The following is a 24,797-nucleotide window of genomic DNA, read 5'->3' as shown; positions in this document are numbered from 1 at the left end:
AAGTGGAGGGAATTGCGATCGAACTGACATCACGTCAACTAGAAATCATTGATATTGTGAACAAAAGAGCTCCGATTACCGGCGAACAGATTGCCGAATGTCTAGATCTAACGCGGCCAACGATTCGTTCTGATCTCTCCGTTCTGGTTATGCTCAAATATATTGATGCTAAACCTAAAGTCGGTTACTTCCCAGGACTCAAATCATCTAATCGTCTGGGAAGCAATTATTTGTTGCAGGAGACAAAGGTTAAAGAGATTCAAAGTGTACCTATCATTATCCGTGAGACTACTACGGTTCAAGATGCCGTAGTTACGCTGTTTCTACAGGATGTTGGCACCCTTATTATTTGTGACGAAGAGGGTAAGCTCACCGGTGTTGCTTCACGTAAGGATTTCCTGAAGGTAACCCTTGGCAATCCGGGTGCTGTCTCCATGCCCGTAAGCATGGTCATGACACGCCAGCCCAAAGTAGTTACAACTTCACCAGATGAGACGGTGCTTGACGCCGCACATAAAATGATTTTTCACGAGGTAGATAGTTTACCGGTAGTTGTTCCCAGCGCCACTGAGGACAGTGGTACGAAACTGGATGTCATAGGACGTTTGACGAAAACTGCTATCGTAAAACTTCTCCTCGAACTTGAAGCCAAAGGATAACAGGAGGAATTCATGAGCATCGAGCAATCTTCCAACCTAATAACGATCTGCTCAGATTCTATAGGAGATACGGCAGAAGCTGTCGTGCAGGCCGTCATTCATCAATTCCAGAATCAGCAGATCACCATCAAAAGATACGGGAACATTAGACATGAAGATGAGCTCCGGAAGCTTATGGAAGAAGCCGCGCAGCATAAAGGTTTTGTCGTCTATACGCTGGTGCAGCCGGAGCTAAGAGAAATGATTAAAGAAGAGGCCGTACGGCTTGACCTTCGTATCGTCGATATCATGGGCCCCATGATGCAAGCTTTCATCGATACGTTTGACGATGCTCCACAGCAGCGACCGGGTCTGTTGCACCAGCTTGATGAGAACTATTTCCGCCGCATGGAGGCTATCGAATTCACAGTTGCCTGTGATGATGGCCGGGATCTCGGCGCCATGCTAAAAGCCGATATCGTTCTGCTAGGGATGTCCCGTACCTCGAAGACACCACTTAGTATCTTTTTGGCTCATCGGGGGAAAAAGGTCGTTAACTATCCGATTATTCCGGAAATTGCTCCTCCGCAAGAGCTGCTAAGTCTGCCGCCGAACCGACTAATCGGACTAACCATGAAGCCGGAGTATATGCTGAAGATTCGCTCCGAGCGGCTGAAGGTGCTTGGGTTACCGACTGGCTCCCAATATGCAAGTCTGGAGCGGATTACAGAGGAGATGGAATGTGCCTCTTCTCTGTTCAATAAACTATGCTGTCCTGTAATCGATATTACCGACAAAGCTATAGAAGAAACCGCTGGTATTATTATGGGTTATATCTAACATTCGAATCAAGCAAAAACGCCTTCGGCGTTCTAATAAGGACGGTAAGCGTTTATGCGAGAAATATAAGGATAATATATAGCGTGAAACTTATAAATTCTTATATTTTATAAAATATATGGGATGTACTGGAGGGAATTAGAATGGATCGCGAACTGGCTCTTGAGATTGTACGGGTAACTGAACTAGGTGCATTATCCTCGGCTCGCTGGATCGGGCGGGGAGATAAAAATGCGGCAGATGATGCAGCCACGACTGCCATCCGCTCCATGTTTGATTCTGTCTCCATCGACGGAACGGTCGTCATTGGTGAAGGAGAGATGGATGATGCTCCAATGCTCTATATTGGCGAGAAAGTTGGGAATCAAAAGGGCCCTTCTGTCGATGTAGCCGTCGATCCTCTGGAAGGCACTGAAGTGGTGGCCTGTGGTCTACACAATGCCCAATCCGTGATTGCCATAGCAGATAAGGGCAGCCTGCTTCATGCTCCAGACATTTATATGGAGAAACTCGCTTGCGGTCCTGAGCTTGCCGGTAAGCTTAGTCTCGAAGACCCTGTAGAGGTCACTCTCCAGAAAGCATGCCACTTCAGTGGCAAGTCCCTCTCCGAGCTAACCGTAATGGTTCTTGACCGCAAACGGCATGAACAACTCATTCATAGCCTTCGAGAAGCGGGTGTAAGGATTAAGCTGTTAGGTCACGGAGATGTAGCTGGCGCTATTGCGGCTGCACTGCCGGATAGCGATGTGGATTTGTACATGGGCTCGGGCGGAGCACCCGAAGGTGTCCTTGCCGCCGCTGCACTGAAATGCCTTGGCGGAGAAATGCAAGGCAGATTGCTCCCAGATGGACCAATAGAGTTACAGCGCTGTGTACGTATGGGAATTACCAATCCTACGAGAGTGCTATACATGGAGGACATGGTTGGCACAGGTGACGTTCTCTTTGCCGCCACGGGTGTAACGTCAGGCGAATTCCTGAACGGCGTCCGTTTCATTGGGAAAGAACGCGCAGAGACACATTCGGTCATTATGCGGGCACAGAGTCGGACGATCCGCTACATCCGCAGCATTCATTTCCTTCCTGGTAAAGAAATACCGGATGCACTGACTGTTAGACAGAACGTCGCCTCTTTATAAATCACAAAAAACAGGCTATCTCACCAGCTCACCCATGGCTAGTGAAATAGTCTGTTTTTACTAAATAGCTATTCACTCTTATTTATTTCTAATGCGCTCACTCGCTAAGGTATCCATGGCATCCATGGTTCCGGTGGCTTGAGCTAAATTTCTCGCTTCTTGCTGATCAGCGGCCCGGAGCGCATCGCTTTCTTTTACACTGCCATCATAGTTTCGATTCTCAGCTGTATTTATATTTGCGATATCCTCAAAACGGTCTGAGTTCAGACTATTATGCTGTACGAAAATCCGCTTCACTTCTTCCTCCTTACGCTCACCCTCCACATCCACCATTACAAGAATATGGCCTTCACCTACGTAGTTATCGTAACGCTTGGCTTCCTCTTCAGGAATGCCAAGACCAATAAGACCGCCAACTAGTCCACCGCTACCAGCACCTATTGCCGCTCCAGCCAGCATTGCCGCAAGCGGTCCGGCTGCGATAATCGGTCCAATACCAGGAATAGCCAAAGCGCCTATTCCCATCAGGAGCCCTGTCAAACCACCCAGCAGACCACCAGTAGCCGCACCAGTAGCTATTCCTTCCGGCGCTTGAGTCCCTGATTCATCTCTAAGCGTATCCACGCTATCATTATTTCTCGCGATAATCGAAATGTCCTCCGTCCTGCAGCCTTGACGTTTCAATTCTTCAATAGCCCTCGAAGCTTCGTATTCGGCAGCAAAGACACCCACTATTCTCTTATTCATCTCCATTACCTCCTAGTGATCGAAGTTAGCTCATACGTTCAGCTTCATAGCTTACTTAACCAAACTGGGCAGGGATAAACTTCTATCTCAGAATTCATAAAGTATTCCAAGTAATGTGCCTGCTAAAATATACTGTATAATAAAAGAAGACGGGCAAATTTGCCCTTGGTTAACTCTATAAAAGAAAGAGACGGAAGCAATCATGGCGATATTTAATTATAATTCTGAGCGTCCCTTCAGAGGTAATCCCGATCTGCATCTCCATTACTGGGGTCGGGAGCAGTGTCTCCCTGGGCATTTTTTCGGACCTGGGGTTCGTGACGTATACAAAATACATTTCATTCATGAGGGAACGGGCAAGGTATCTGTGGGAGAACAAACCCATATCTTGCAAGCGGGTCAAGCTTTTCTTACCTACCCTCATATCGTTACTTCTTATGCAGCGGACCTGACCAATCCTTGGATCTATTCATGGGTAGCCTTTACCGGAGAACAGGTATCCTATATTTTATCCAAAACCTCCTTAACCCCTGAGCAGCCGATCTTCCCAATGGATGAACAGCTTATGCCTAATCTCTACGAACGCCTGACAGAAGCAGCCGACAATTCGGATTGTCTTGACTTACCACTAAAAGCGATCATGTATGATTTTTTCTCCCTTTTGCTACAAGCGGTGCCAGCTGTTCCGGATGTACTTCCTTTACCGCGTCAAAAGAGTATTTATGTCGAGCAAAGTCTCCACTTTTTGCATACCCATTATTGTGAGAACATTTCGGTAGAAATGCTGTCTTCTTCTCTCAAGCTGGATCGCAAATATTTATCTTCCTTGTTCAAACGGACCATCGGTATGCCGCCACAGCAGTATTTATTGAATTACCGAGTCGCTAAAGCCTGCGAGCTTCTGACAGAAACCCTCTGTACTATCGGTGAGATCTCGCGTTCCGTCGGCTATCAGGACCCCTTACTCTTTTCGCGGATGTTCAAGAAGGTGAAAGGTTGTTCTCCAAAAGAATACCGTGTCCGTCATCTCGAAAATGACATTGTACTATAAACTCCTTCCTTGCTGACATACGTTTGTCCGGGATCTTTCGCTACAATAAGGACGTAACGTAATCAGAAATAAGTCTTTTTAGGAGGAAATAATGATGTATAACGCAAGCGCTACCAGATATGACAATATGAAATATAACCGCACTGGAAAAAGCGGTCTACTCCTTCCGGCGATCTCGCTTGGACTATGGCATAACTTTGGCGGCAACGACTTATTTGAGAATGGTCGCGCCATGGCAAGAAGAGCTTTCGATCTTGGAATCACTCATTTTGATCTCGCTAATAACTACGGTCCTCCAGCAGGCTCCGCTGAAGAAAGCTTTGGTCAAATCCTTAAGAAGGATCTTGCTCCTTATCGTGATGAAATGATCATCTCTACTAAGGCTGGATATTATATGTGGGCCGGCCCTTATGGCGAATGGGGCTCCAAGAAATATCTCGTCTCCAGTTTAGATCAAAGCTTGAAACGTATGGGACTCGATTATGTAGATATTTTCTACCACCACCGTCCAGATCCGAATACACCACTGGAAGAAACTATGGCTGCACTGGATCTCATTGTACGCCAAGGTAAAGCGTTGTATGTTGGGATTTCGAATTATAACCCTGAACAGACACGTGAAGCGGCACAAATTCTGCGTCGCCTTGGAACGCCATGCCTGATTCATCAACCAAACTACTCCATGATGTCCCGCTGGATTGAAGACGGCTTGCAAGATGTATTAGCTGAGGAAGGTATCGGTTCGATTGTGTTCTCCCCACTACAAGGAGGCATTTTGACCGACCGTTATTTGAACGGAATCGCTCCTGATTCTCGCGCTGCTGGACCAAGTGTATTCCTGTCCGAGAACGCTATCACTGAAGAGGCTATCGGTAAGGTTCGTAAACTGAACGAGATTGCTGCTGCACGTGGACAAAAAATGTCTCAGCTAGCATTGTCTTGGGTACTCCGCGGAGGTAAAGTCACTTCTGCTCTGATCGGCGCAAGTAAGGTGAGCCAGATTGAAGATGCTGTCGCTTCCTTGAATGCACCGGAGCTAAGCGCAGAAGAGCTGGAGCAAATCGAGACGATTTTGCGAGGATAATTATAGATTAAACCATAAAGACGGCCAATGAGGTCAGGCAGCTTATGCTGCTCTGGCACTTCATTGGCCGTTTTTTCCTACTCACCCAAATATCTGCGTAATATACACCATAATTAATAATCCAAAGATAAATGAATACGTCGAAGGCCGTTCGTAACCATGGCCATGACTCTCTGGAATAAGTTCCTTGTAGACGATGAATAGCATAGCCCCGGCTGCAAAAGCAAGACCATAACCCACTACATTTTGCAGATAACTGGCTGTAAAATAGCCGATCACCGCAGATACCATTTCCATAAGTCCGGTAAGCGTAACAATTCCCAGGGCTTTTAACTTGCTTGTTCTAGAATTCATCAAAAAGACTGCAAGAATCAATCCTTCGGGCATATTTTGCGCACCAATTGCAATGGCCACGGTCGGACCCAGGCTCGCCTGTTCACTGGCATAACTGAATCCCGTACTAAGACCTTCTGGTATGTTGTGAATGAATAGCGCGATCAAAACGAGCAACGCCTTCGAATCCATATTGGTGTATCCGGGTTTATTCTCCACGTCGATATGCGGAATGTTTTTTTCAATTAAATCGAGAAGCAGTACACCTGTAATCAAGCCTAAGGTTAAAGCGATAATCCCCGATTCTTTAATCGCTTGCGGCATGAGTCCAAATGTAGAAGCCGATACCATAATACCTGCTGTAAAAGCAACGAGAACGTCCTTCCATTTCTCAGATAACCTCTTCACAAACAGGATCGGAAACGCTCCAAGCACCGTAGCCATTGCTGATACAAAGCTGCCAATAAGCGCAGTTTCCAAGTTTTCAACTCCTTTGGTACAAGTTCGGATAGACCAACATATGTTAACACAAAAAGTATTATTACTTCTATATAGCTTTTCCGAATAATGCGCTAATCATAAAAAGACCCCCATAGGCTCTATTGGGACTGACCCCATAACGTGAGACAAATCAAAACACCTTCAAAAGAATGGAACCTTGTCGTAAGATAAGGAGATCATCTTGGAGGTGTTTTTGCATTGGCAACCAGAGTAAGTTATCCCGTGGAAATAAAGATGAAAGCTATAGAAATGAGATTAGCAGGCGTACCTGTGAAAGAGGTTATGGAGCAGCTCGGAATACGGAATAAGACACAGCTAAAGACATGGATGAGATGGAATCGAAATGGTGAACGGCATCGTTTGCAGCAGCCGGTGGGTAAACAGTACAGCTATGGAAAAGGTCCGGAGGACTCTTCGGAGCTCGAAAGAGTAAAGGCAGAGAACCGATTCTTAAAACAACAATTAGAACTGCTAAAAAAGTACGAGGAGTTGGAGAGGAGGTGGAACCAGAGGCCGTTATTGCCTGGATCGAATCCATTCGAAACGAAGTGACGGTGTCTGAGGCTTGTAGATGGCTCGGAATCGCAAGAACGACTTACTACCGCTGGAAAGCAGCTGTGGGGACAAAGCATACAGACAAAGTGGTGGAGAAAATCCGGGAGCTTTGCATCCGTCATAAATTCCGCTACGGGTACCGGAAAATCACGGCGCTCCTTCGGATAGAGCAGAGTATAAATCACAAGCGAGTCCAGCGGATCATGCAGTGTGAGGGGCTTCAGTGCCGCGTGAGGATGAAAAAACGAAAGGTGACTGGGCAATCTGTACACTCCTTTGAAAATCTGCTCAAGCGACAGTTTCATGCAGAAGCACCTCTGCAAAAACTCGTCACGGACATTACCTATTTGCCATTTGGCGGGAAGATGTTGTACTTCTCCAGCATTCTAGACTTGTACAATGGTGAGATTGTGGCTTACAGTATAGCAGATAAACAAGATACCTCTTTGGTGTTGGATACGTTAAATCAACTTCCAAAGCAGGAAAAGATGTTGCTGCATAGCGACCAGGGCAGCGTGTATACGTCCTTTGCGTACCAGGAAGCTGTAAAAGGAAAAGGCATTACCATGAGCATGTCCCGTAAAGGAACGCCCGCTGATAATGCCCCCATTGAATCGTTTCATTCCACCCTAAAGTCTGAAACGTTCTACCTCGAAGATCTCACATCTACAACGACTGCAATCGTTGTAGAGACCATTCGAGACTACATCATTTACTATAACTCATTTCGAATTCAAGCGAAACTAAATAACCAGTCACCGATGGATTTCCGGCGACTGGCTACTTAAACTTGTAAGGTGTTTTGATCCCTGTCTCACAAACGGGGGTCAGTCCCATTCATACCCTAAGGAGGTCTTTGTCTAACATGTAATTACGCGATTCAGTTATACTAGCTTCTTCCGAATCATGCCGGAAATCAAATCAATAATCGTAATCATCACAATAATGCCTAGTAGGATAATTCCGACCCGGTCCCAATTCCGTGAACTGAGTGCGAAGATTAACGGCGTACCAATCCCCCCAGCTCCAATCACACCCAGAATCGTAGCTGAGCGAACGTTAATTTCGAACCTGTATAAAGTGTAGGATAGAAAGCCTGGCAATACCTGCGGTACAACAGCAAACCATAACACCTGCATGCGGCTGGCGCCAGAAGAAATTAAGGCTTCAAGTGGACCGTTATCAATATTCTCAATCTCATCCGCGAACAATTTGCCGAGCATGCCCACGGAATGCAGTCCCAGAGCCAGTACACCTGCAAATGAACCCGGCCCAACAGCCTTGATAAACAGCAAAGCCATAATGATCTCAGGGAATGTCCGTATAAAGCTTAACACCAGCTTACCGGAACCCGAAATCACCTTTCCCTTGCTCATGTTGACCGCAGCCCAAAAAGCAAAAGGGATACATATGAAGGTCGAGATAAAAGTTCCTAAAATTGAAATAGCAAGCGTTTCAAGCAATCCACGAAGCAGATCCTCCCCATCTGGTAAATAAACGAAGGCCCAGTCAGGTGAGAATATCCCGGCAAAGATCGCCTTAGTAATGACCCCGGCGGTTTCTTTAAATCCATTAAACGGTACTCCGGAAAAGGCCCAAATATAGACTATCACTAATGCCACATAAATCAGTAGGCGGAAGCGATTTTTACGAGGTTTAGGGACAAGGGTATTCCATGATTTACTCATATTAATTTCTCCCGCAGCTTAGTGCTTACATAATCAATAATCAATACTACTGCTAATGTGAACAAGATAATGGTGCAAGTCTTATCGTATTCTAAAAAGCCTAATGTCACTTCATAGTAATGGCCGATTCCACCCGCGCCTACCAAACCTAAAACTGCTGCAGCACGGACATTGATCTCAAAGGCATACAGCACATAGGACATGAAATGAGCCTGTACCTGCGGAATGACTCCGAATATAATTCGTTGCGTCTTATTCGCTCCGACTGAAGTCATTGCTTCCAAAGGTCCCTTTTCAATCGTCTCCAACGATTCATACGTAAGCTTGGCGATCAGCCCCAGCGAAAATACCGTCAAAGCAAATATTCCCGGAAGCGCACCGAGACCGAAAATGGCGACAAAAATAGAAGCCAGCAATAGATCAGGAATTGTGCGGATCAAATTCAGCAGCATACGCACTGGATAATGAAGCCATCGACTTTGCGTAATATTGCTTGCACACAGTAGTGCAATGGGAACTGCAAGAATGGCACCAAACGTTGTACCGACCAATGCCATCCGGATCGTCTCCAGCATCGCATCTATAATATTGTCAAAATACCCCCAGTTTGGAGGGAACATTTCCTTAAACAGATCCAGCATATTCGGCAGACCGGAGATCAGCTCACCGATAGATGAATCGGTCAAAACTGCACTTCTCCACAGTAATACTACTAATATGATGACTGTGAAATAATGCTTTATTTTCCTTGGCGGTTTGGGGTGTAGTTTCTCTGCATTCAAATTCATATCACATGCCCCCGATTACAGGCTCACCTAACAACTCATCCTGATGAATCGGTCTTCCGTAAATCTCAGCGAACTTCTCATCGGTTGCCTCCGATACAGGGCCATCGAAGACCACTTCTCCTGCTCGGAGTCCGATAATCCGGGTAGCATATTCTCTAGCAAGATCGATAAAGTGCAAGTTCACGATGGTGGTGATCCCAAGCTCCACATTAATTTTTTTCAAATCATCCATAACCTGCTTGGTCGTGAGCGGATCCAGTGAAGCGACAGGTTCATCTGCAAGGATAATTTGCGCCTCCTGCGCAAGAACACGGGCAATAGCCACGCGCTGCTGCTGACCTCCAGATAGTTGATCTGCACGTGTGTAGGCCTTCTCAGCAATATTGACCCTATCGAGTGACTCAAAGGCTAAGTCGATATCCTTCTGTGGGAATCTCCCAATGATCGTCCGCATTGTAGAATGATAGCCGACCCGCCCTGCCAATACATTACGAAGCACCGTCGTACGTTTGACTAAGTTAAAGCTTTGGAAGATCATTCCGATATTTCTACGGATCATTCGGAGCTGGCTTCCCTTTGCCTTCGTGATGGATTGCCCATTGATAAGAATATCGCCTTCTGAAATATCATGAAGCCGGTTAATGGAACGCAGCAAGGTGGACTTCCCCGCTCCAGAAAGACCAACAATAGCTACAAATTCCCCAGCTGGAATAGTCAGATTTATGTTGTTCAAGCCTTTAGTTCCGTTTTGATACGTCTTGGATACATTCTGAATCTTTATCATGAAATCATTCCTTTGTGTGTGTTTTCGTATAATCGTATAAAAGAGAAAGAGATAGCCAGATCCGGGGGGGGAATCCGGAGCTGGCTATCCTTAATGACTGTTATACACCAACATCGTTGTATCCTTGAACGGCTTGGACTACTCTGTTTTTACTTTATTGTTGTATTCACGAACAATGTCAAAGTTGCTATCTTGTGACTTCACATATCCTTCATGAGAATAAATTTCTTTAACAATCTCATGTCCTTCTTTGTCAGCTGCGATATCAATGAATGCTTGCTGAATCTTCTCCATCCATTCCTTGTTCATATCTGAACGAACCGAAATCGTATCGTTAGGGATTTTATCAGTGAAGGCAAGAACTTGGGTATCTTCAAATACTTTCGGATAATCCTTAAGGACTACATTACGAGCATCTTGGAAAATAGCTGCTGCATCTACGTCACCGTTCAGCACAGCAAGTACGCCTTGATCATGTCCCTTAACCGTGATGGCTTGTACATCTTTCAACGGATCAAGTCCTGCATCCATCAGCGTTGCAGCCGGCCATACAAAACCTGCTGAGGATGTAACGTTTTGATAGGCAATTTTTTTGCCTTTCAAATCGGCAACGGATTTGATCGCAGAATCTTTCTTAACAATAATCATAGATTTGTAGAAATCAGCTAATTCATCTGTCGGAGCACCCGTTTCATCATTTACTCCAAAACGCTGAGCTTGAAGAATAACTTCAGCAGCTCCTTTTTCTTTTGCTAATACGTAAGCTGTTGGAGGAAGGAAGCCCACATCCACTTTTTTGGAAGCCATAGCTTCGATAACTGTGTTGTAATCAGTCGAGACACTTACTTCTACAGGAATACCGAGTTTATCACCCAGTAATTTTTCAAGAGGTTTCGCCTTAGCTTCGAGCGTATCTGCATTTTGGGAAGGGACAAATTGTACTGTAAGCTTCTCTGGAACATAACCCTCTGCTACAGGAGCTGCCGTTTCCTTCGGTGCATTTGTTCCATCTGTAGATCCTTGGTTTGCAGTATTAGTAGTGTTATTAGCACCACAACCACTAAGCAGTGTAATAGACATCATTAGCGGCAATACGAATTTACTTATTTTTCTCAAACGAAAGACCTCCACTGTTTTCTTTTTTTTTAGTACTTCTAGACTATAAATATTTTGTATTAAATCTAGGGCATCTAACTATTAAATATATGTAAAATTTATTTTAATCTCTTAAAATTTCCAAATTATCTGATAGAATGGGGGTCTGAACTTATAATTTGCAGGAGGCTTCCCATGAATAAAGACAACACTTTAACCTGTGAAATCCTCATAACAAGTGATCTACATGGGCACTTAGGACCCATTGATTACCGTACAGGTGAGAAACGACAAAAGGGCTTAGCAACCATTGCCAGCCTTATTAAACAAGAAAGATCCCATTGTCCGGAACTGATTCTTCTGGATAACGGCGATCTTATTCAAGGGACACCGCTAGCTTATTATGCAGCCACACAGTACAGTGACGAATTAAATCCAGGCATAGCTGCACTGAACGAATTAAAATATGACGCTGCAATTATCGGCAACCATGAGTTTAATTTTGGTAAGCCACTGCTCAATAAAGCCATTCAGGATTCCAAATTCCCTTGGTTATCTGCTGGGATTATAGATCGCACGACATGTAAGCCCGCATTTGGTAAACCTTATATCATCAAGTGGGTAGACCAAAAAATCAAGGTAGCCATTCTAGGGGTTACCACACATTACATTCCCCACTGGGAGAATCCTGTCCATATAGAAGGACTTCAATTTAAGGATTCGTTAGAGACTGTAAAACTTTGGTGTGCCACGATACGAGAAGAAGAACAGCCCGATTTACTCGTTGTAGCTTATCATGGCGGATTTGAGCGCGACCTCATTAGTGGTGAACCTGTAGAGAGACTAACCGGGGAGAATCAAGCCTACGCAATGTGCACAGAGGTTGAAGGCTTAGATGTGTTAATTACCGGACATCAGCATCGCTTCATAGCTAGTGAGCTAAATGGTGTGACGATCATACAGCCTGGTTGTAATGGGCATTCCCTAGGTAAGATTTCAGTAATCTTTCAAAAAGAAAACGAGCATTGGAAGATTAAGAGTAAACAAGCCGAACTCCTTGCTGTGGACGACAAGACCGCTGTAGATGATGCACTTCTAGAGCTTAGCAGTACTCTTGAATCAGAAACAGAAATCTGGCTGGATGAGAGAATAGGTACAGTTATCGGTGATTTATCTATTTCTAGTGCAGATGAATGCCGAATGGCTGACCATCCCTTTATAGAATTCATGAATAAGGTACAAATGGAGGCTACCGGTGTAGAAATCTCAACATCAGCTTTGCTCAGTAACGATTGCAAGGGTTTCAGTAACACCATTACACGGAGAGACATTCTTTCTAACTTCATTTACCCTAACACGCTAACTGTACTAAGACTGACCGGGCGAGATATAAAAGAGGCACTGGAACAAACCGCCAATTATTTTCAAAAGGATATAGAGGGAAATGTAATGGTTAACCCTGCTTATGTAGAACCTAAATCGCAACATTACAATTATGATATGTGGGAAGGCATCCACTACGAGCTTCATGTCCATAAACCTGTAGGCAAAAGAGTCCTCCATCTGCTGTATCGTGGACAGCCTGTAGAGGACTCTAAGGAATATGATGTTGTTATGAACAACTATAGAGCAAGCGGCGGTGGAGATTATGAGATGTATAAGGGCAAGCCGATTGTCAAAGAAGTACTGATCGACATGTCTGAAATTGTCACGAATTACATTGAAAAACGCGGTCAAATTGAAGCTACCTGTGATCACAACTGGAGAGTGGTTTAAGTTGTGCTGATGAATGCCTTAATATCGGTTTCTATCAGCTTTAAAGCCCCTCTCCAAAAATCAATGGAATGTACATCAATATCCATAAACTTTGCTACATCTGCAATATTATGCTTGCTGGTAGCACTAAGGAACTGACGATACCGGGCGACGAATCCCTCGCCCTTTTTTAAATATTCTGCGTAGAGTCCTTTAGCGAATAATAGTCCGAAAGAATACGGGAAGTTCATAAATTCATAACCAGCCATAAAATAGCCGGCCTTGTTCATCCACATGTAAGGATGGATCGTGTCAGGATCAATGCTCTCACCGTAAGCTTCCACCATACAAGTAATCATCAATTCGTTCAGCTCTTGAACAGGAAGCGGACCTAAGGCTCTTCTCTCATATAATTTAAGCTCAAATAAATAACGAGCATAGAAGTCTACAAGATAATACCCAGCATCGGAAATACTTCTTTCCAATAGAAGCAGCGCTTCTTTCTTGGTCGAACTAGTGAGTAGTGCCTGATTTACAATCGTCTCGCAAAAGATCGAAGCCGTTTCAGCAATCGGTATCGGGTAATCTGTGTTCAGCATCGTTTCATTCCCCAGACAGGAGCTATGATACGCATGGCCGAGCTCATGGGCAAGGATACTAATATCTATAGCATTTCCGGTGAACTGGGTCATGATTCTGCTCTCGCCTATCGGAAAAATATCAATGCAGAGCCCATATCCACCCTTACCCGCTCTAGGTTCTGCATCAATCCATTGCTGATCAAAAGCCTTTTGCGCTAAACTGGCCAATTCCTCGCTAAAGGTTCCGAAGCTAGAAACAATTGTTTTTTGAGCATCTTCATAAGAGATTTTTACACTTTCTTCGCCAATCGGTGCAAAAATATCGTAAAAAGGCAGCTTTGTAGAATGTCCCAGCAATTCGGCTTTCTTTTGATAATAGGTATGAAAAGCTGGCAGACTCTCCTGAAGAGCGGCGAGCATTGCCGATAAAGTTTCACTGTCCATTCGCGATGCCACTAACACCTTTTCCAGAGAAGATTGATATCCACGCATGCCATAAACCGTTAGCGCCTCACCGCTTATTCCATTCATGCAAGCTGCACAAACCCCAGCAATACGGCTGCAAGCTTCAGCCTCGGCTTCATAAGCCGCTTTTCTTAATGCAGCGTTATTCTCATAGGCCATACTCCTTAGTTCCGCAAGCGTTACTTTCTTAGTTTCCCCTTGTACTACCACATCTGCTAGTGTACTCGATACGCTCTCCATGTAGAGCCTTCCCCACGCTTTAGAACCCGTGCTCTGCATTCTGGCAATTGCAACTTCCACTTCCTCATTTAATACATAACGGGATTGCAGAAGAAGCTCCTTTAAATAAAATCGATGCTTCAAAAGATAAGTTGAGCTAACGATAAGCTCATCTATGTGATCACAAGTACTAATCCAACGGTTAAAACCCGCAACTACTCCAGCAATCTCTGAGCTTATATGTTCAATATCATCCGCAAGATTCATAGCTTCCTCACAACTGCTGTCTGCACTAAGCGTTAACTCTGCATAGGCCAATAAACATACATATACGCTTTTATAATCATTGTAGAGTCTTAAAAAGTTCTCCACAGGTGCAGCCGTAACAGCTGTCGCTTTCAAATGATTCTCAGCCCACATCTTTAAATCTTGTATATGTTGACTCAGTAGCTCACGATCCCCTTTTAACTTCTCTGACTCAAAGGAAGGATATAAGATATCCAAATTCCATGTCATATTCATTCGCAAACCTCTTCCCCATCAATTACTTTCTTCTAAGCATAATCCATAACGACAGAAAAGTGCATCGACATAATGTACTTCCTCTCTTCACACAAAAAAAGGACCCCGCCAACGTCCGGCAGGGTCAAGGTCTATATTATAAGGGGGTTATGTGATTACTATAACCCTCTTAGCTTAAAAGAATATGAATAGTAGATAAAGATTGGCTTAAACTAAAGATCCCTGCCCTCTTCATTAACAAAAAAGGACCCTGCCAACGTCCGGCAGGGTCAAGGTCTATATTTAAGGGGGGTATGTGATTACTATAACCCTCTTAGCTTAAAACGATATGAATAGTACCTAAAGATTAGCTTAATCTGAAATCATCCCTTATTGACTTAAAGTTGAAGGGTTATTTCTGGCCTTAGTAATCTGAATCCCAATATAAATCATTAGGAACAGCACCATGAACCCAGCAGAATAACGATACATCATCCCATAATCGGATGCCGCCGAGATTGCCCCAAGAATAATGGCCCCACTGGCTACCCCTAAATCTGTAGAGTTATAAAACATACTGTTCGCCATACCATACTGTGCAGGTGTAGACGTCCGAAGCATCCAAGCCTGTATAGTTGGCTGAATGGCTCCAAAGCCGAGTCCATACAGCAGTGCGGATACAATGAGCATTGGCATGGATGTCGTATACGAGAGCACCGTTAAGCTCGCGACAACACAAACCGCTGCAGGAATCAGAACAGCAGCGGGTCCTTTTTTATCAAATAGTCTGCCGGAGATAGGTCTAATAATGATGATCGTAATCGCGTTAAATAAGAAGAACAGCCCTACTTGCTCTAAATGCACCGATTCACCGAACAAAGCGATAAAGCTAAGCAATCCCCCGTAAGTGATCGCGATCAGGACATTCAATATTGCAGGCAATACTAACTTTGTATTAAAAGGAACCTTGAGTGGTTTGGATGGTGCAATGGATCGCTCAATAGGCTGTTTTTTCGGTACAGCAGGAAGCGAACGTGAGAAGAACAGAACTGGAAAGGCAAGAAGCAAGGTAAATGTTCCCATCATCGCCAGTGTTCCAAACCCCGATTGCTTCATTACGTTCAAACCAATCATAGGACCAATGGACATTGCAAGACTGGTTGATAAGCCGAAATAGCCGATCCCTTCGCCCATTCTTTTGCTAGGAATAATCTGTGAAACAATCGTGGGAATAATCGTGCTGGCAATCCCGAACCCAATCCCATAGCCTACCCGCATCAGCAATAGTGAACCGATGGAGTCTGCTACCACATAAAGACCGGTTATGGCGGCCGCGATAGCTAACCCAATATATAATAGTACATTGCGGCTAACCCTCCGCATCAGAAAAGCAGTCATAAAACGTGAAGCAATCGCAGTTAGCGCAAATACACTTGTAACCAAGCTGACCATAATATCTCCGGCTTGAAATTCACTTTTTACATAAGACGGAAATGAAGATAGCAGCATCTGTAAATTCATAAATAAAAATAAAGCACTAATCGTTAATGCAATAAAAGACTTGGTCCAAAGCTTCGTACGTAGTTCTAGTTGTTCTGGCATAACTTACGTTCCTACTCTCCATCATTTATTTGATCGATATGATTGTTTATTCTTAGCAGCAATCCCATGAGCAGCTCATATTCATCACTAGAAATACAGTTCATAATCTCATCTGTGACTTGATCCTCAATAGGAAAGGTCTCCTTAATCAAAGCTCTTCCTTTTTCGGTAATATAAACCTTAAAAGAACGCCGATCATTCTCTCCCGTTCTTTTATAGATCAGTCCTTTTCCCTCCAAGTGATCCAGAATTCGCGTCGTAGTTGGTTTATCCTTACCTGAACGCTTCGCGATGTCCTTCTGAATCAGCCCTTCCGTTCTATCGACTTGAAAAAGAACTGACCATTGCTCAGGTGTAATATCATATTCTTTTAGCCCATTTTGGAATAACGCACTTAATTTACGATAGGTCGTTCCCATCATAAACCCTAACGTAAGTTCGGATTGGTTATGCTGTGTTGTCATGATCAGCCCTCTTCTCATTTCAGCTCATTTTAAATAGTTGCTTAAACAATTATATTCTAGACAACTAATTTTGTAAAGGTGAGACAAAAATATATGCTAACTATTATTAAGTTGCTTGACAAAGTAAACTTGATGAAGTATTATTATCTCATGTTAAAGATACTTAACTTAAAGACAACTAGAGCGTAACACGCTTAATATTATTTATTTGAAGGTTGTGTAATTCATGGGATTTCTAGACAAACTATTTGGTAGAACAAAAATCGAGGAGGAACAAACAATGTCTAAATTAAACATCGGAATCATTCTGGGAAGTACTCGACAAGGTCGTTTAAGCCCACAAGTAGGGGAATGGGTTAAAAAGGTAGCAGATGCACGTGGAGATGCTAATTATGAGATCGTAGATATCGCGGACTTCAAACTTCCACTAATGGGAGAAGTAGATGCCACTGAACAAGCAACTGCTTGGAATACAAAGCTAGCTACATTAGACGGTTTCGTATTTATCGTTCAAGAGTACAACCACAGTATTTCCGCATCACTGAAAAATGCACTCGATTACGCGCGTGAAGCTTGGAACAACAAAGCAGCGGGTATCGTAAGTTATGGTTCCGTAGGCGGCGCTCGTGCAGCTGAGCATTTACGTGGAATTTTGGGAGAACTGTCAGTAGCAGACGTTCGTGTACATCCAGCCCTGTCCCTGTTCACTGATTTCGAGAACGGTTCTGTGTTCAAACCAGCGGATCTTCACCTGACCAATGTAAACGGCATGCTTGATCAAGTATTGGCTTGGAGCGGTGCGCTTAAAACATTGCGTTAAGATTAACCTGCTTTAATCTTATGAAATACACCTCTTGGAATAGACATTGGATAAACCTATGGGTTATCCGGTCGATTCTAAGGGTGTATTTTTTGTGTGTGATGAAATGACCACCTTAGAACAAGGAGCAATGATCATATGGTTTGTGCTTGCATTATTAACAGCTCTCGCTTGGGGAGGGCGAGTGTTTGGGGTGAAGTGCCCGGGCCATCGCATCTATATAGCACTGAACGGCGCGCTGACTCACTTCCGCTTCTGGAACGAATATTTCGAAAAGATGAAAACATCCGGGATACAGGTGAAATTCGATATCTACACCTGCTTGCGCAAGTCGTGTTACATATTCGATCGTCTCATCTCGGAATAGATCAAGCTGACCTACACATGTATAGGTTGGTGGCAGTCCTGCTAAGTTCTCCGCTCTCGTTGGTACCGCATAGGAAGATATCCTACTGGCATCGTTCTCCTCGCCCAGGTACATGTTCCAAGCCGTTAAGTTGTCCGTCCGGTTCCAGATTGCACCTTCTTCCGTAATCTCATGGCTTGATGGCGTAATGTTACGGTTGTCGAGCATCGGATACAACGGCATCTGAAAGATAATGGAGGGTCCACCTTTATCTCGTGCCATCAGCGCAAGTGCTGCTGTCAGCCCGCCGCCACCGCTTGCACCAGCAATCGCAACCCGATTCTCATCAATGCCAAGCGATTCCGCCTCTTCCGTCATCCATACTAAGCCAGCATAACAATCTTCGATTGCAGCTGGATAGGGGTGCTCGGGTGCCAGCCTATAATCAACCGACACGACAACACATCTAGCCGTCTGAACAAAGCGTTCACACAACTCGTCATCCATATCAGGATGTCCTAATACGTATCCTCCCCCGTGAATCCACAGCATAGCTGGAAGCTTGTCAGCATTTCGCCCAGCAGGTTCATATATTTTTACCAGCATCTCCCCTGCAACACCCGGTATTTTTCGACTGGTTGTGTTTACATGCTCTGATCTCTTCACTGGCGGAGCCGACACTAAACTTCTGCTCCACTCTAAATTCTCTTCCAATTGAAACCCTGGAAATTGTGAATATGCCTCTCTTAATTCTGGTAGTATACGTTTATCGATACTCATGAAAATCCTCCAATACAATAATGATTGCTTGTATAATCCCTATTCCTTCTCAGCTTCCCACTTGGCAATTTCCTCTCGTACTCGTGGAGCAACCTCCGTTCCGAGCAGTTCTATAGCCCGCAACACCTGCTCATGTGGCATCGTGCTTAGTGGAACATACATCATAAAGCGTGTAATACCTACATGCTTCCGTAGATGAATGATCTTCTGAGCAACTGTTTCTGGATCTCCAACGTACAATGCGCCATCAAAGCTTCGGGCCGCATCATAGCTGGAACGGTCGTAATACGACCATCCTCGTTCTTTCCCGAGCTTGTTCATGCCATATTGGGTAGATGGAAAAAAGATATCTGCTGCCCGTTCCGTATCTTCTGCGACGAATCCAATCGAATGAGATCCCACCTGAAGCTGCGATACATCATGTCCAGCGCGGGCCGCCCCCTTCTTGTACAGCTCTACAAGCGGAGCAAAATTCATTGGATTCCCGCCAATGATCGCCAACATCAATGGCAGACCCAAAAGTCCTGCACGAACGGCAGAGCTTTGCGTACCTCCGCTGCCAATCCATATAGGTAAAGAGTTTTGGACGGGCCGCGGGTATACGCCCAAATTATGAATTGCTGGCCGATGGCCTCCCTTCCATGTTACTTTCTCGGAATCCCGTATTTTCATAAGCAGTTCGATATTTTCATTGAATAGCTCCTCATAGTCATGTAGGCCATAACCAAACAACGGAAAGGATTCAACGAATGAACCTCTGCCCGCTATAATCTCGGCACGTCCATTGGAGATGCCGTCAAGCATAGCAAAATCCTGAAACACACGTACAGGATCAGCAGATGAAAGGACCGTCACAGCACTAGCCAGGCGAATCCGTTTAGTCAAGGACGCAGCAGCGGACAACACGATTGCTGGTGAAGAAGCTGCATAATCTTCACGATGATGCTCACCTATGCCAAAAACATCAAGTCCCACCCGATCCGCAAGTACGATTTCTTCGACTACTTCTCGTAATCGCTGTGCGTGACTCATTACAATTCCAGTCTCAATATCCGGCTTTGTTTCTACGAACGAAGTAACACCTATTTCCATGGTTTATCACACCTCTTTTAATTTTTCTCCTGGACTACAACCAACAGAGATTGGGGCAAACCTATTTTTTTAAGAAGAATGCTCTAGACAACGGATTAAAGCGGTCCAATCCATCTCACCATAACCACGGGCTATTCCTTCAGATAAATGATGATGGATAAGTTGGCCCAAAGGTAGAGGAGCTTGGACGGACTGCGCTGCCTCTATAGCCAGTGCAACATCCTTCAGCCCTAGCTTCATATTAAACCCAGCTGGTTCAAACCGCTGTTCTGTCATTATCGCCCCATAGTTCTGATATAAGGGAGATTGAAAAAGAGCATTCACCACATCCATAAAACGGGCTGGCTCTATGCCATACTTTTCTACCATCAGCTGCGTTTCTGATAAAGCTTCCAGCATAGAAGCAATTAAAAAGTTTACACCTATTTTCACAACATTTCCTTCTTCGCTATAATCCCCAATCTCGAATATTTCCTGACCTAATTGTTCTAAAACAGGAATTAACTGTTGTCTGGCTTGCTCCGGACCTGCCAAAATGATGCGCAATTTAGCTGCTTTAGCGGCATCCGGACGCCCCAGCACTGTGGCAGACACAAAGTATTGCTTTCTCTCCGCATGCGCCGCGGATAATTTCCGAGCCAGATCTACACTGATCGTACTGGCAGATATGTGAATTCCTTTTTCTGATAATCCATTCAAAATTCCATTCGGACCCTCAACAATCTCCTCCAAAGCGGCATCGTCAGAAAGCATGGTTATGACCATATCGCTCTTTTTTGCTGCCTCCAATGGTGTCTCGGCATAATACGCTCCCTGATCTATTAGGGGTTGCGCTTTTTCACGAGTACGATTAAAAACGATTAATTCATAACCAGCTTTCAACAAATTTTGGGCCATTGGAAAACCCATTTTCCCAAGCCCGATAAATGATATTTTCATAAGTCTCTTCTCCGCATTAAGGATGATTTACAATAACGGAACGATCGTTCCAGAATAACCAAAAAAAATTATATTTCTGCAATTACAAAGTTTATCATCTCTTTGGCACGTTGCTGATCTTGATCTGCTTTTGCCATAATATTTATGCTTTGATGTAGATTCAGCAATAAATAAGACCACGCTTTGACATCAGTGGTTTTATCAATTTCACCTGATTGTCGGCCTTTTTCCAAAAGCTCGCAAAAAGCCTCTTCTAAATTCAAAAAACTAGTCTTTATCAATTCATTTATTTTTTCATCCCGCGACTCTAGTGTTGTAGCTGCATTCGTTACAAAACACCCGCCGGGTAGGCTCGTATCGTACGCTGAAGTAATATGTTGCTCAAAAAATTGTTGAATCCCTGCTCTAACGCTTGACGCCCGTTCAAGAATGACCTGTTTATTGAAGCTAACCTTTTTGTAATGTTCCAGTGCGGCAATGTACAACGTTTGCTTGTCAGAAAAAGTATCGTAAAGACTAGATCGGCTAATGCCCATAACCTGCAGCAAGTCCGGTATGCTTGTTGCCTCATAACCCTTTTTCCAAAACAACAGCATCGCTTGATGTAGTGCTTGATCCTCGTTAAACTCTCTTGTCCTTGCCATGAGTAACACCTCCTGTAATGGCAATATAACATATCTGGAACGATCAGTCCAGATAAACTTCGAGAGATAACCTTACGGTTTGCTTGGCATAGCTGATGACTATAAACAGCCCACAAAAAAACCTGCTCGATAGGCTTCATCGCTTACGAACAGGTCTTAGTTTATTATTCCGGTCTTTCAATTTCAAAAATTTCACCAATCGTAGCGTAATTTGATCCCGCCAAACGACTCACTGCATTTAAGGCTCTAGGGTCAATCCGACCCACCTGATAGATCGATTCATCGATATGAAACTGAACGATTTCGCCGATAAATAAATCACTCCCAGGTTCTTCTGCCCCTAGAGGTATCGCTTGTATAAGCTTACATTCCATTCGAACCTTTGCTTCTAATACACCAGGTACAGTTACATTTTCACTTGGGACCGGTGTAAGATTCGCTAGTTCAATTTCACTTTTTGCTCTTGGCAATGAGGCTGCGGTTTGATTGATCTTCCCAACATTCTCACCATCCACAATATGCACAACAAACTCATGATTGTTATAAATATTACGGGCTGTATCTTTTAATCGCCCTGCTGGTCTTTGTATAGACAGTGAAACCATCGGAGGATTAGAAGAGACGATATTAAAGTAGCTAAACGGTGCACCATTCAAAATACCATCTTCTGATTGTGTGGTGACAAAGGCAATGGGCCTAGGAATTACAGTACCAATTAATAATTTATAATTTTCCCGCTCACTATTTTGCTTCGGATCAATCGAAATCAATCTCCCCAGCTCCTTCTTCACTCTTTCACGAAATCGATCGTGCTTCTTACCGTATCAATTGGACGAACTAACTTCTCAATTTGCTCCCGCTTAGGCTCCAAGAATGGTGGCAGTGAGAGTTTCTCTCCAACCGTTTCGTATTCCTCATCCCCCATAAACCCGGGACCATCTGTTGCAAGCTCGAACAAAATTTGTGGAGCAACACGTGTATACAGCGACTCGAAGAAATGACGATCCACATACCCTGAGGTACGGAACCCAAATTCTTCAAAATGCTTTGTCCACTCATCTAGCATGGTACGATCCTCTACACGGAAGGCAGCATGGTGAACGGTACCAAAGCCTTGACGCGCATTCGGTAAGTCCTCATTATGCTCTACAATAATTTGCGCACCATTTCCGCCTTCGCCGACTTCAAACAAGTGATAAGCCTCTTCCTGGCCAATTTCTTTGAACATCATGACTTTTTCCAACATTTCTTTAAAATAGCTAAAATCAGCTATACGTACAAAAACCGGTCCCAAACCCGTTATCGCAAACTCTAAAGGAATCGGTCCTTTTTGCCATGGTGTACCTGATGCAACCCCTTCATTAAATTCATCCGAGATCAGTTGATATTGTTGGTCATCAAAATCTACGAAGGATAATATCTTTTTGCCGAATTGCTCTTTAATTCCGGAATGCTTCACATCAAGGCGATCAAAACGCTTTACCCAGTAGTCTAATGCAGCATCTGTTGGTACTCGAAAGGATGTTTTAGCAATCTCATTGGTACCGTGTACCCCTTTAGGAATGTTAGGGAAGTCAAAGAACGTCATATCTGTTCCGGCACTGCCCTTATCATCCGCGAAAAACAAGTGATACGTTTGGATATCATCTTGGTTGACGGTCTTCTTCACTAGACGCATTCCCAATACGTAAGTAAAAAACTCATAATTCTTCTCTGCGCTGCTGGTGATGGCTGTTACGTGGTGAATCCCTTTTAGATTTCTCATGATTATACACTCCTAAAGTTTAGTTTGATTTTGCAATATAATTCCCTAAATTAAGAAAGATTAATTGAATTATCTTAATGTTAAGATATCTATCAAAAAAATTTGTTTTCCAACATTGTTCCTATGTTTCATAAAACAATACTTTTAAACTATCTTTACATTAATTATCTTTAACTTAAGATAAATTTAACACACTCCTTTGTTATTGTCAACCAAACACTATAAAAGAGAACAGCCTTGTTCAGGATGTGAAGAATCACAAGGCTGTTCGGTTTCAAATTACCTCTGCCATTAATAAATTCAGTGAAAGATGAACCTACGCTTGTCTTGCGAACGCATAACGAAGAACAGCTTCTTCTAAGATATCAATTCCCAAAATAATATCGTCCATTTCTGTATATTCATTAGGATGATGACTAAGTCCATCTACAGAAGGAACAAAGATAAGCCCTACTGGGCAAAGTTTGTTCATGTTCATAGCATCATGTCCTGCCCCGCTGATCATCCGTTGACTCAATATCCCCTTCTCTTCACAAATGGATTCTAGAACATGACTGATCTCATCTGATAATAGGACAGGTTCCTCCGAAATGATCTCCGTACTCGCAATTTCAAGTTGTCTGCTTGCTTGTACTGAGGATATCGTTTGATATAAATGGCTTAACACACGTTGTCTGGATGCCACTGAAGTAGATCTGATATCAATTTTAATTTCAACTTCTCCCGGAACCACGTTCATAGCACCATTTAAGATGTCTATCACCCCAAGGGTCGCAACCGTTCCATATTCTTGCTCGAGTTTAGCTGCTTTTTCAAGCTCAAGTGCTATTTCTGACGCACCTAGAAAAGCATCTTTTCTCATATTCATAGGGGTCGTTCCAGAGTGGGATGCTTTCCCTGATATTTGAATATGAAGTCTCACGGGTGCAGCAATTCCAGTCACAATTCCTATTTTTTTATTATTGTTTATTAAGACGGGACCTTGCTCAATATGTAATTCGAAAAACGCTTTTAGTACTTCATCCCCTCTACTCGCCTGATCAATACTGTTATAATCTAATGCGCATAGCGAAAATGCTTTTTCCATGGTAATCCCATCTTTGTCCTTTAAACCTTTGTATTTCTCCTTCTGAAATAACCCTGCCATTACTTTGCTGCCTACTGTTGAAATACCAAACCGCGAGGATTCTTCACAGGCAAATGAAATAACTTCGATCGGATGATCCGTTTCAATCCCTTTTTCGTTTAAACGTTTGATTACTTCCAAGGCAGCCGTTACACCTACCACACCATCGTACTTCCCTCCTTGATATACCGTATCCAAGTGAGAGCCCATTACAACGGGTGGAAGCCCTTCTATCTTCCCATTTCTTCTAGCAATCACATTTCCGCAATGATCCATCCGAATATCTAAATTCTCAGCCTTACACATCCGCATAAAAGCACTCGTACAGGTCTGCTCTTCATTTGTATAGGCAATTCTAGTGATGCCCTTCTCACCCGAATTGTATTGATTAATATTATCAAATAATGCCTGATATCTGCTCTTTCTATCCATGCCAGTATCTCCAATCCTGGGTA

24 protein-coding genes are annotated in these 24,797 nt (G+C 43.8%); 8 read left to right on the top strand and 16 right to left on the bottom strand.

What is annotated here, in order from left to right:
* Positions 1-2: 2 nt before the first annotated feature.
* From NSU15_RS05240 to glpX, 3 genes are all read left to right on the top strand, one after another.
* On the top strand, positions 3-659 hold the full coding sequence (locus tag NSU15_RS05240; RefSeq protein ID WP_042124644.1) for a CBS domain-containing protein: 657 nt from the start codon (positions 3-5) through the stop codon (positions 657-659).
* A gap of 12 nt (positions 660-671) precedes the next feature.
* Positions 672-1,478: a pyruvate, water dikinase regulatory protein gene (locus tag NSU15_RS05235; protein ID WP_042124643.1), complete on the top strand. Its 807-nt coding sequence runs from the start codon at positions 672-674 to the stop codon at positions 1,476-1,478.
* A gap of 143 nt (positions 1,479-1,621) precedes the next feature.
* Positions 1,622-2,617 carry a class II fructose-bisphosphatase gene (gene glpX / locus NSU15_RS05230; protein WP_042124641.1) on the top strand — a complete coding sequence of 332 codons (996 nt, stop codon included), beginning with the start codon at positions 1,622-1,624 and terminating at the stop codon, positions 2,615-2,617.
* A gap of 78 nt (positions 2,618-2,695) precedes the next feature.
* Here the strand turns inward: glpX and NSU15_RS05225 are convergent, their stop codons facing one another.
* Complete coding sequence (locus NSU15_RS05225; RefSeq protein WP_339289460.1) at positions 2,696-3,364, bottom strand: general stress protein; 669 nt, start codon at positions 3,362-3,364, stop codon at positions 2,696-2,698.
* Positions 3,365-3,566: 202 nt separating this feature from the next.
* Between NSU15_RS05225 and NSU15_RS05220 the strand changes: the two genes are divergently transcribed.
* Together NSU15_RS05220 and NSU15_RS05215 are read left to right on the top strand one after the other, a co-directional pair.
* Positions 3,567-4,415 carry an AraC family transcriptional regulator gene (locus NSU15_RS05220; protein ID WP_076117960.1) on the top strand — a complete coding sequence of 283 codons (849 nt, stop codon included), beginning with the start codon at positions 3,567-3,569 and terminating at the stop codon, positions 4,413-4,415.
* A 91-nt stretch (positions 4,416-4,506) separates the two neighbouring features.
* Positions 4,507-5,499, top strand: a complete 993-nt coding sequence (locus NSU15_RS05215) for an aldo/keto reductase (RefSeq protein ID WP_339289458.1) — start codon at positions 4,507-4,509, stop codon at positions 5,497-5,499.
* Positions 5,500-5,580: 81 nt separating this feature from the next.
* On the opposite strand, the gene NSU15_RS05210 is transcribed toward NSU15_RS05215, so the two are convergent.
* Complete coding sequence (locus NSU15_RS05210; protein WP_042124635.1) at positions 5,581-6,312, bottom strand: ZIP family metal transporter; 732 nt, start codon at positions 6,310-6,312, stop codon at positions 5,581-5,583.
* 219 nt (positions 6,313-6,531) lie between these two features.
* On the opposite strand from NSU15_RS05210, the gene NSU15_RS05205 reads away from it, so the two are divergent.
* Positions 6,532-7,676, top strand: a protein-coding gene (locus NSU15_RS05205) for an IS3 family transposase (RefSeq protein WP_339287325.1) whose coding sequence is annotated in 2 segments (ribosomal slippage) — positions 6,532-6,820 and positions 6,820-7,676 — 1,146 coding nt in all. Because the reading frame shifts where the segments join, the coding sequence is not laid out codon by codon here.
* A gap of 96 nt (positions 7,677-7,772) precedes the next feature.
* Here the strand turns inward: NSU15_RS05205 and phnE (NSU15_RS05200) are convergent.
* From phnE (NSU15_RS05200) to NSU15_RS05185, 4 genes are all read right to left on the bottom strand, one after another.
* Entirely contained in the window at positions 7,773-8,576 is an 804-nt protein-coding gene (phnE, locus tag NSU15_RS05200) for a phosphonate ABC transporter, permease protein PhnE (RefSeq protein ID WP_042124633.1), read from the bottom strand.
* Positions 8,573-9,364 carry a phosphonate ABC transporter, permease protein PhnE gene (gene phnE / locus NSU15_RS05195; RefSeq protein WP_042124631.1) on the bottom strand — a complete coding sequence of 264 codons (792 nt, stop codon included), beginning with the start codon at positions 9,362-9,364 and terminating at the stop codon, positions 8,573-8,575. Before phnE (NSU15_RS05195) ends, phnE (NSU15_RS05200) begins: the two co-directional genes overlap by 4 nt.
* 1 nt (position 9,365) lies before the next feature.
* Positions 9,366-10,148 (bottom strand): phosphonate ABC transporter ATP-binding protein, encoded by a 783-nt coding sequence (phnC, locus tag NSU15_RS05190; RefSeq protein ID WP_339289455.1) that lies wholly within the window; start codon positions 10,146-10,148, stop codon positions 9,366-9,368.
* A 138-nt stretch (positions 10,149-10,286) separates the two neighbouring features.
* Positions 10,287-11,264, bottom strand: a complete 978-nt coding sequence (locus tag NSU15_RS05185; RefSeq protein ID WP_042124627.1) for a phosphate/phosphite/phosphonate ABC transporter substrate-binding protein — start codon at positions 11,262-11,264, stop codon at positions 10,287-10,289.
* A gap of 174 nt (positions 11,265-11,438) precedes the next feature.
* Between NSU15_RS05185 and NSU15_RS05180 the strand changes: the two genes are divergently transcribed.
* Entirely contained in the window at positions 11,439-13,019 is a 1,581-nt protein-coding gene (locus tag NSU15_RS05180) for a bifunctional metallophosphatase/5'-nucleotidase (protein WP_042124625.1), read from the top strand.
* Here NSU15_RS05180 and NSU15_RS05175 read toward each other — a convergent pair.
* The 3 genes from NSU15_RS05175 to NSU15_RS05165 form a co-directional block, all read right to left on the bottom strand.
* Entirely contained in the window at positions 13,016-14,785 is a 1,770-nt protein-coding gene (locus NSU15_RS05175; RefSeq protein ID WP_042124623.1) for a M3 family oligoendopeptidase, read from the bottom strand. The two genes, NSU15_RS05180 and NSU15_RS05175, sit on opposite strands and share 4 nt — an antisense overlap.
* A 369-nt stretch (positions 14,786-15,154) precedes the next feature.
* Positions 15,155-16,366, bottom strand: a complete 1,212-nt coding sequence (locus NSU15_RS05170) for an MFS transporter (protein WP_042124621.1) — start codon at positions 16,364-16,366, stop codon at positions 15,155-15,157.
* An 11-nt stretch (positions 16,367-16,377) separates the two neighbouring features.
* A complete protein-coding gene (locus NSU15_RS05165) occupies positions 16,378-16,830 on the bottom strand; it encodes a MarR family transcriptional regulator (RefSeq protein WP_042124619.1) in 453 nt (150 codons plus the stop codon).
* A gap of 280 nt (positions 16,831-17,110) precedes the next feature.
* Here NSU15_RS05165 and NSU15_RS05160 point away from each other — a divergent pair, with 280 nt between their 5' ends.
* A complete protein-coding gene (locus NSU15_RS05160) occupies positions 17,111-17,650 on the top strand; it encodes an NADPH-dependent FMN reductase (protein ID WP_042124617.1) in 540 nt (179 codons plus the stop codon).
* A gap of 157 nt (positions 17,651-17,807) precedes the next feature.
* Here NSU15_RS05160 and NSU15_RS05155 read toward each other — a convergent pair whose 3' ends face one another.
* From NSU15_RS05155 to NSU15_RS05125, 7 genes are all read right to left on the bottom strand, one after another.
* The gene (locus tag NSU15_RS05155; protein WP_339289451.1) at positions 17,808-18,776 is read right to left on the bottom strand and encodes an alpha/beta hydrolase; all 969 of its coding nucleotides are present in this window, start codon (positions 18,774-18,776) and stop codon (positions 17,808-17,810) included.
* Positions 18,777-18,815: 39 nt separating this feature from the next.
* Entirely contained in the window at positions 18,816-19,868 is a 1,053-nt protein-coding gene (locus NSU15_RS05150; protein ID WP_339289449.1) for an LLM class flavin-dependent oxidoreductase, read from the bottom strand.
* 69 nt (positions 19,869-19,937) lie between these two features.
* A complete protein-coding gene (locus NSU15_RS05145; protein WP_339289447.1) occupies positions 19,938-20,807 on the bottom strand; it encodes an NAD(P)-dependent oxidoreductase in 870 nt (289 codons plus the stop codon).
* Positions 20,808-20,875: 68 nt separating this feature from the next.
* A complete protein-coding gene (locus NSU15_RS05140; protein ID WP_339289445.1) occupies positions 20,876-21,451 on the bottom strand; it encodes a TetR/AcrR family transcriptional regulator in 576 nt (191 codons plus the stop codon).
* Positions 21,452-21,615: 164 nt separating this feature from the next.
* Complete coding sequence (locus NSU15_RS05135) at positions 21,616-22,221, bottom strand: flavin reductase family protein (RefSeq protein ID WP_339289444.1); 606 nt, start codon at positions 22,219-22,221, stop codon at positions 21,616-21,618.
* 17 nt (positions 22,222-22,238) lie between these two features.
* Positions 22,239-23,216 (bottom strand): ring-cleaving dioxygenase, encoded by a 978-nt coding sequence (locus tag NSU15_RS05130; RefSeq protein WP_339289443.1) that lies wholly within the window; start codon positions 23,214-23,216, stop codon positions 22,239-22,241.
* 316 nt (positions 23,217-23,532) lie between these two features.
* Complete coding sequence (locus tag NSU15_RS05125) at positions 23,533-24,774, bottom strand: M20 family metallo-hydrolase (protein ID WP_339289442.1); 1,242 nt, start codon at positions 24,772-24,774, stop codon at positions 23,533-23,535.
* Positions 24,775-24,797: the final 23 nt, after the last annotated feature.

Origin of the sequence: Paenibacillus sp. FSL E2-0201, assembly GCF_037963325.1 — a bacterium.
Taxonomy (GTDB): domain Bacteria; phylum Bacillota; class Bacilli; order Paenibacillales; family Paenibacillaceae; genus Paenibacillus_AQ.
This window is presented reverse-complemented; position numbering and strand designations above follow the sequence as displayed.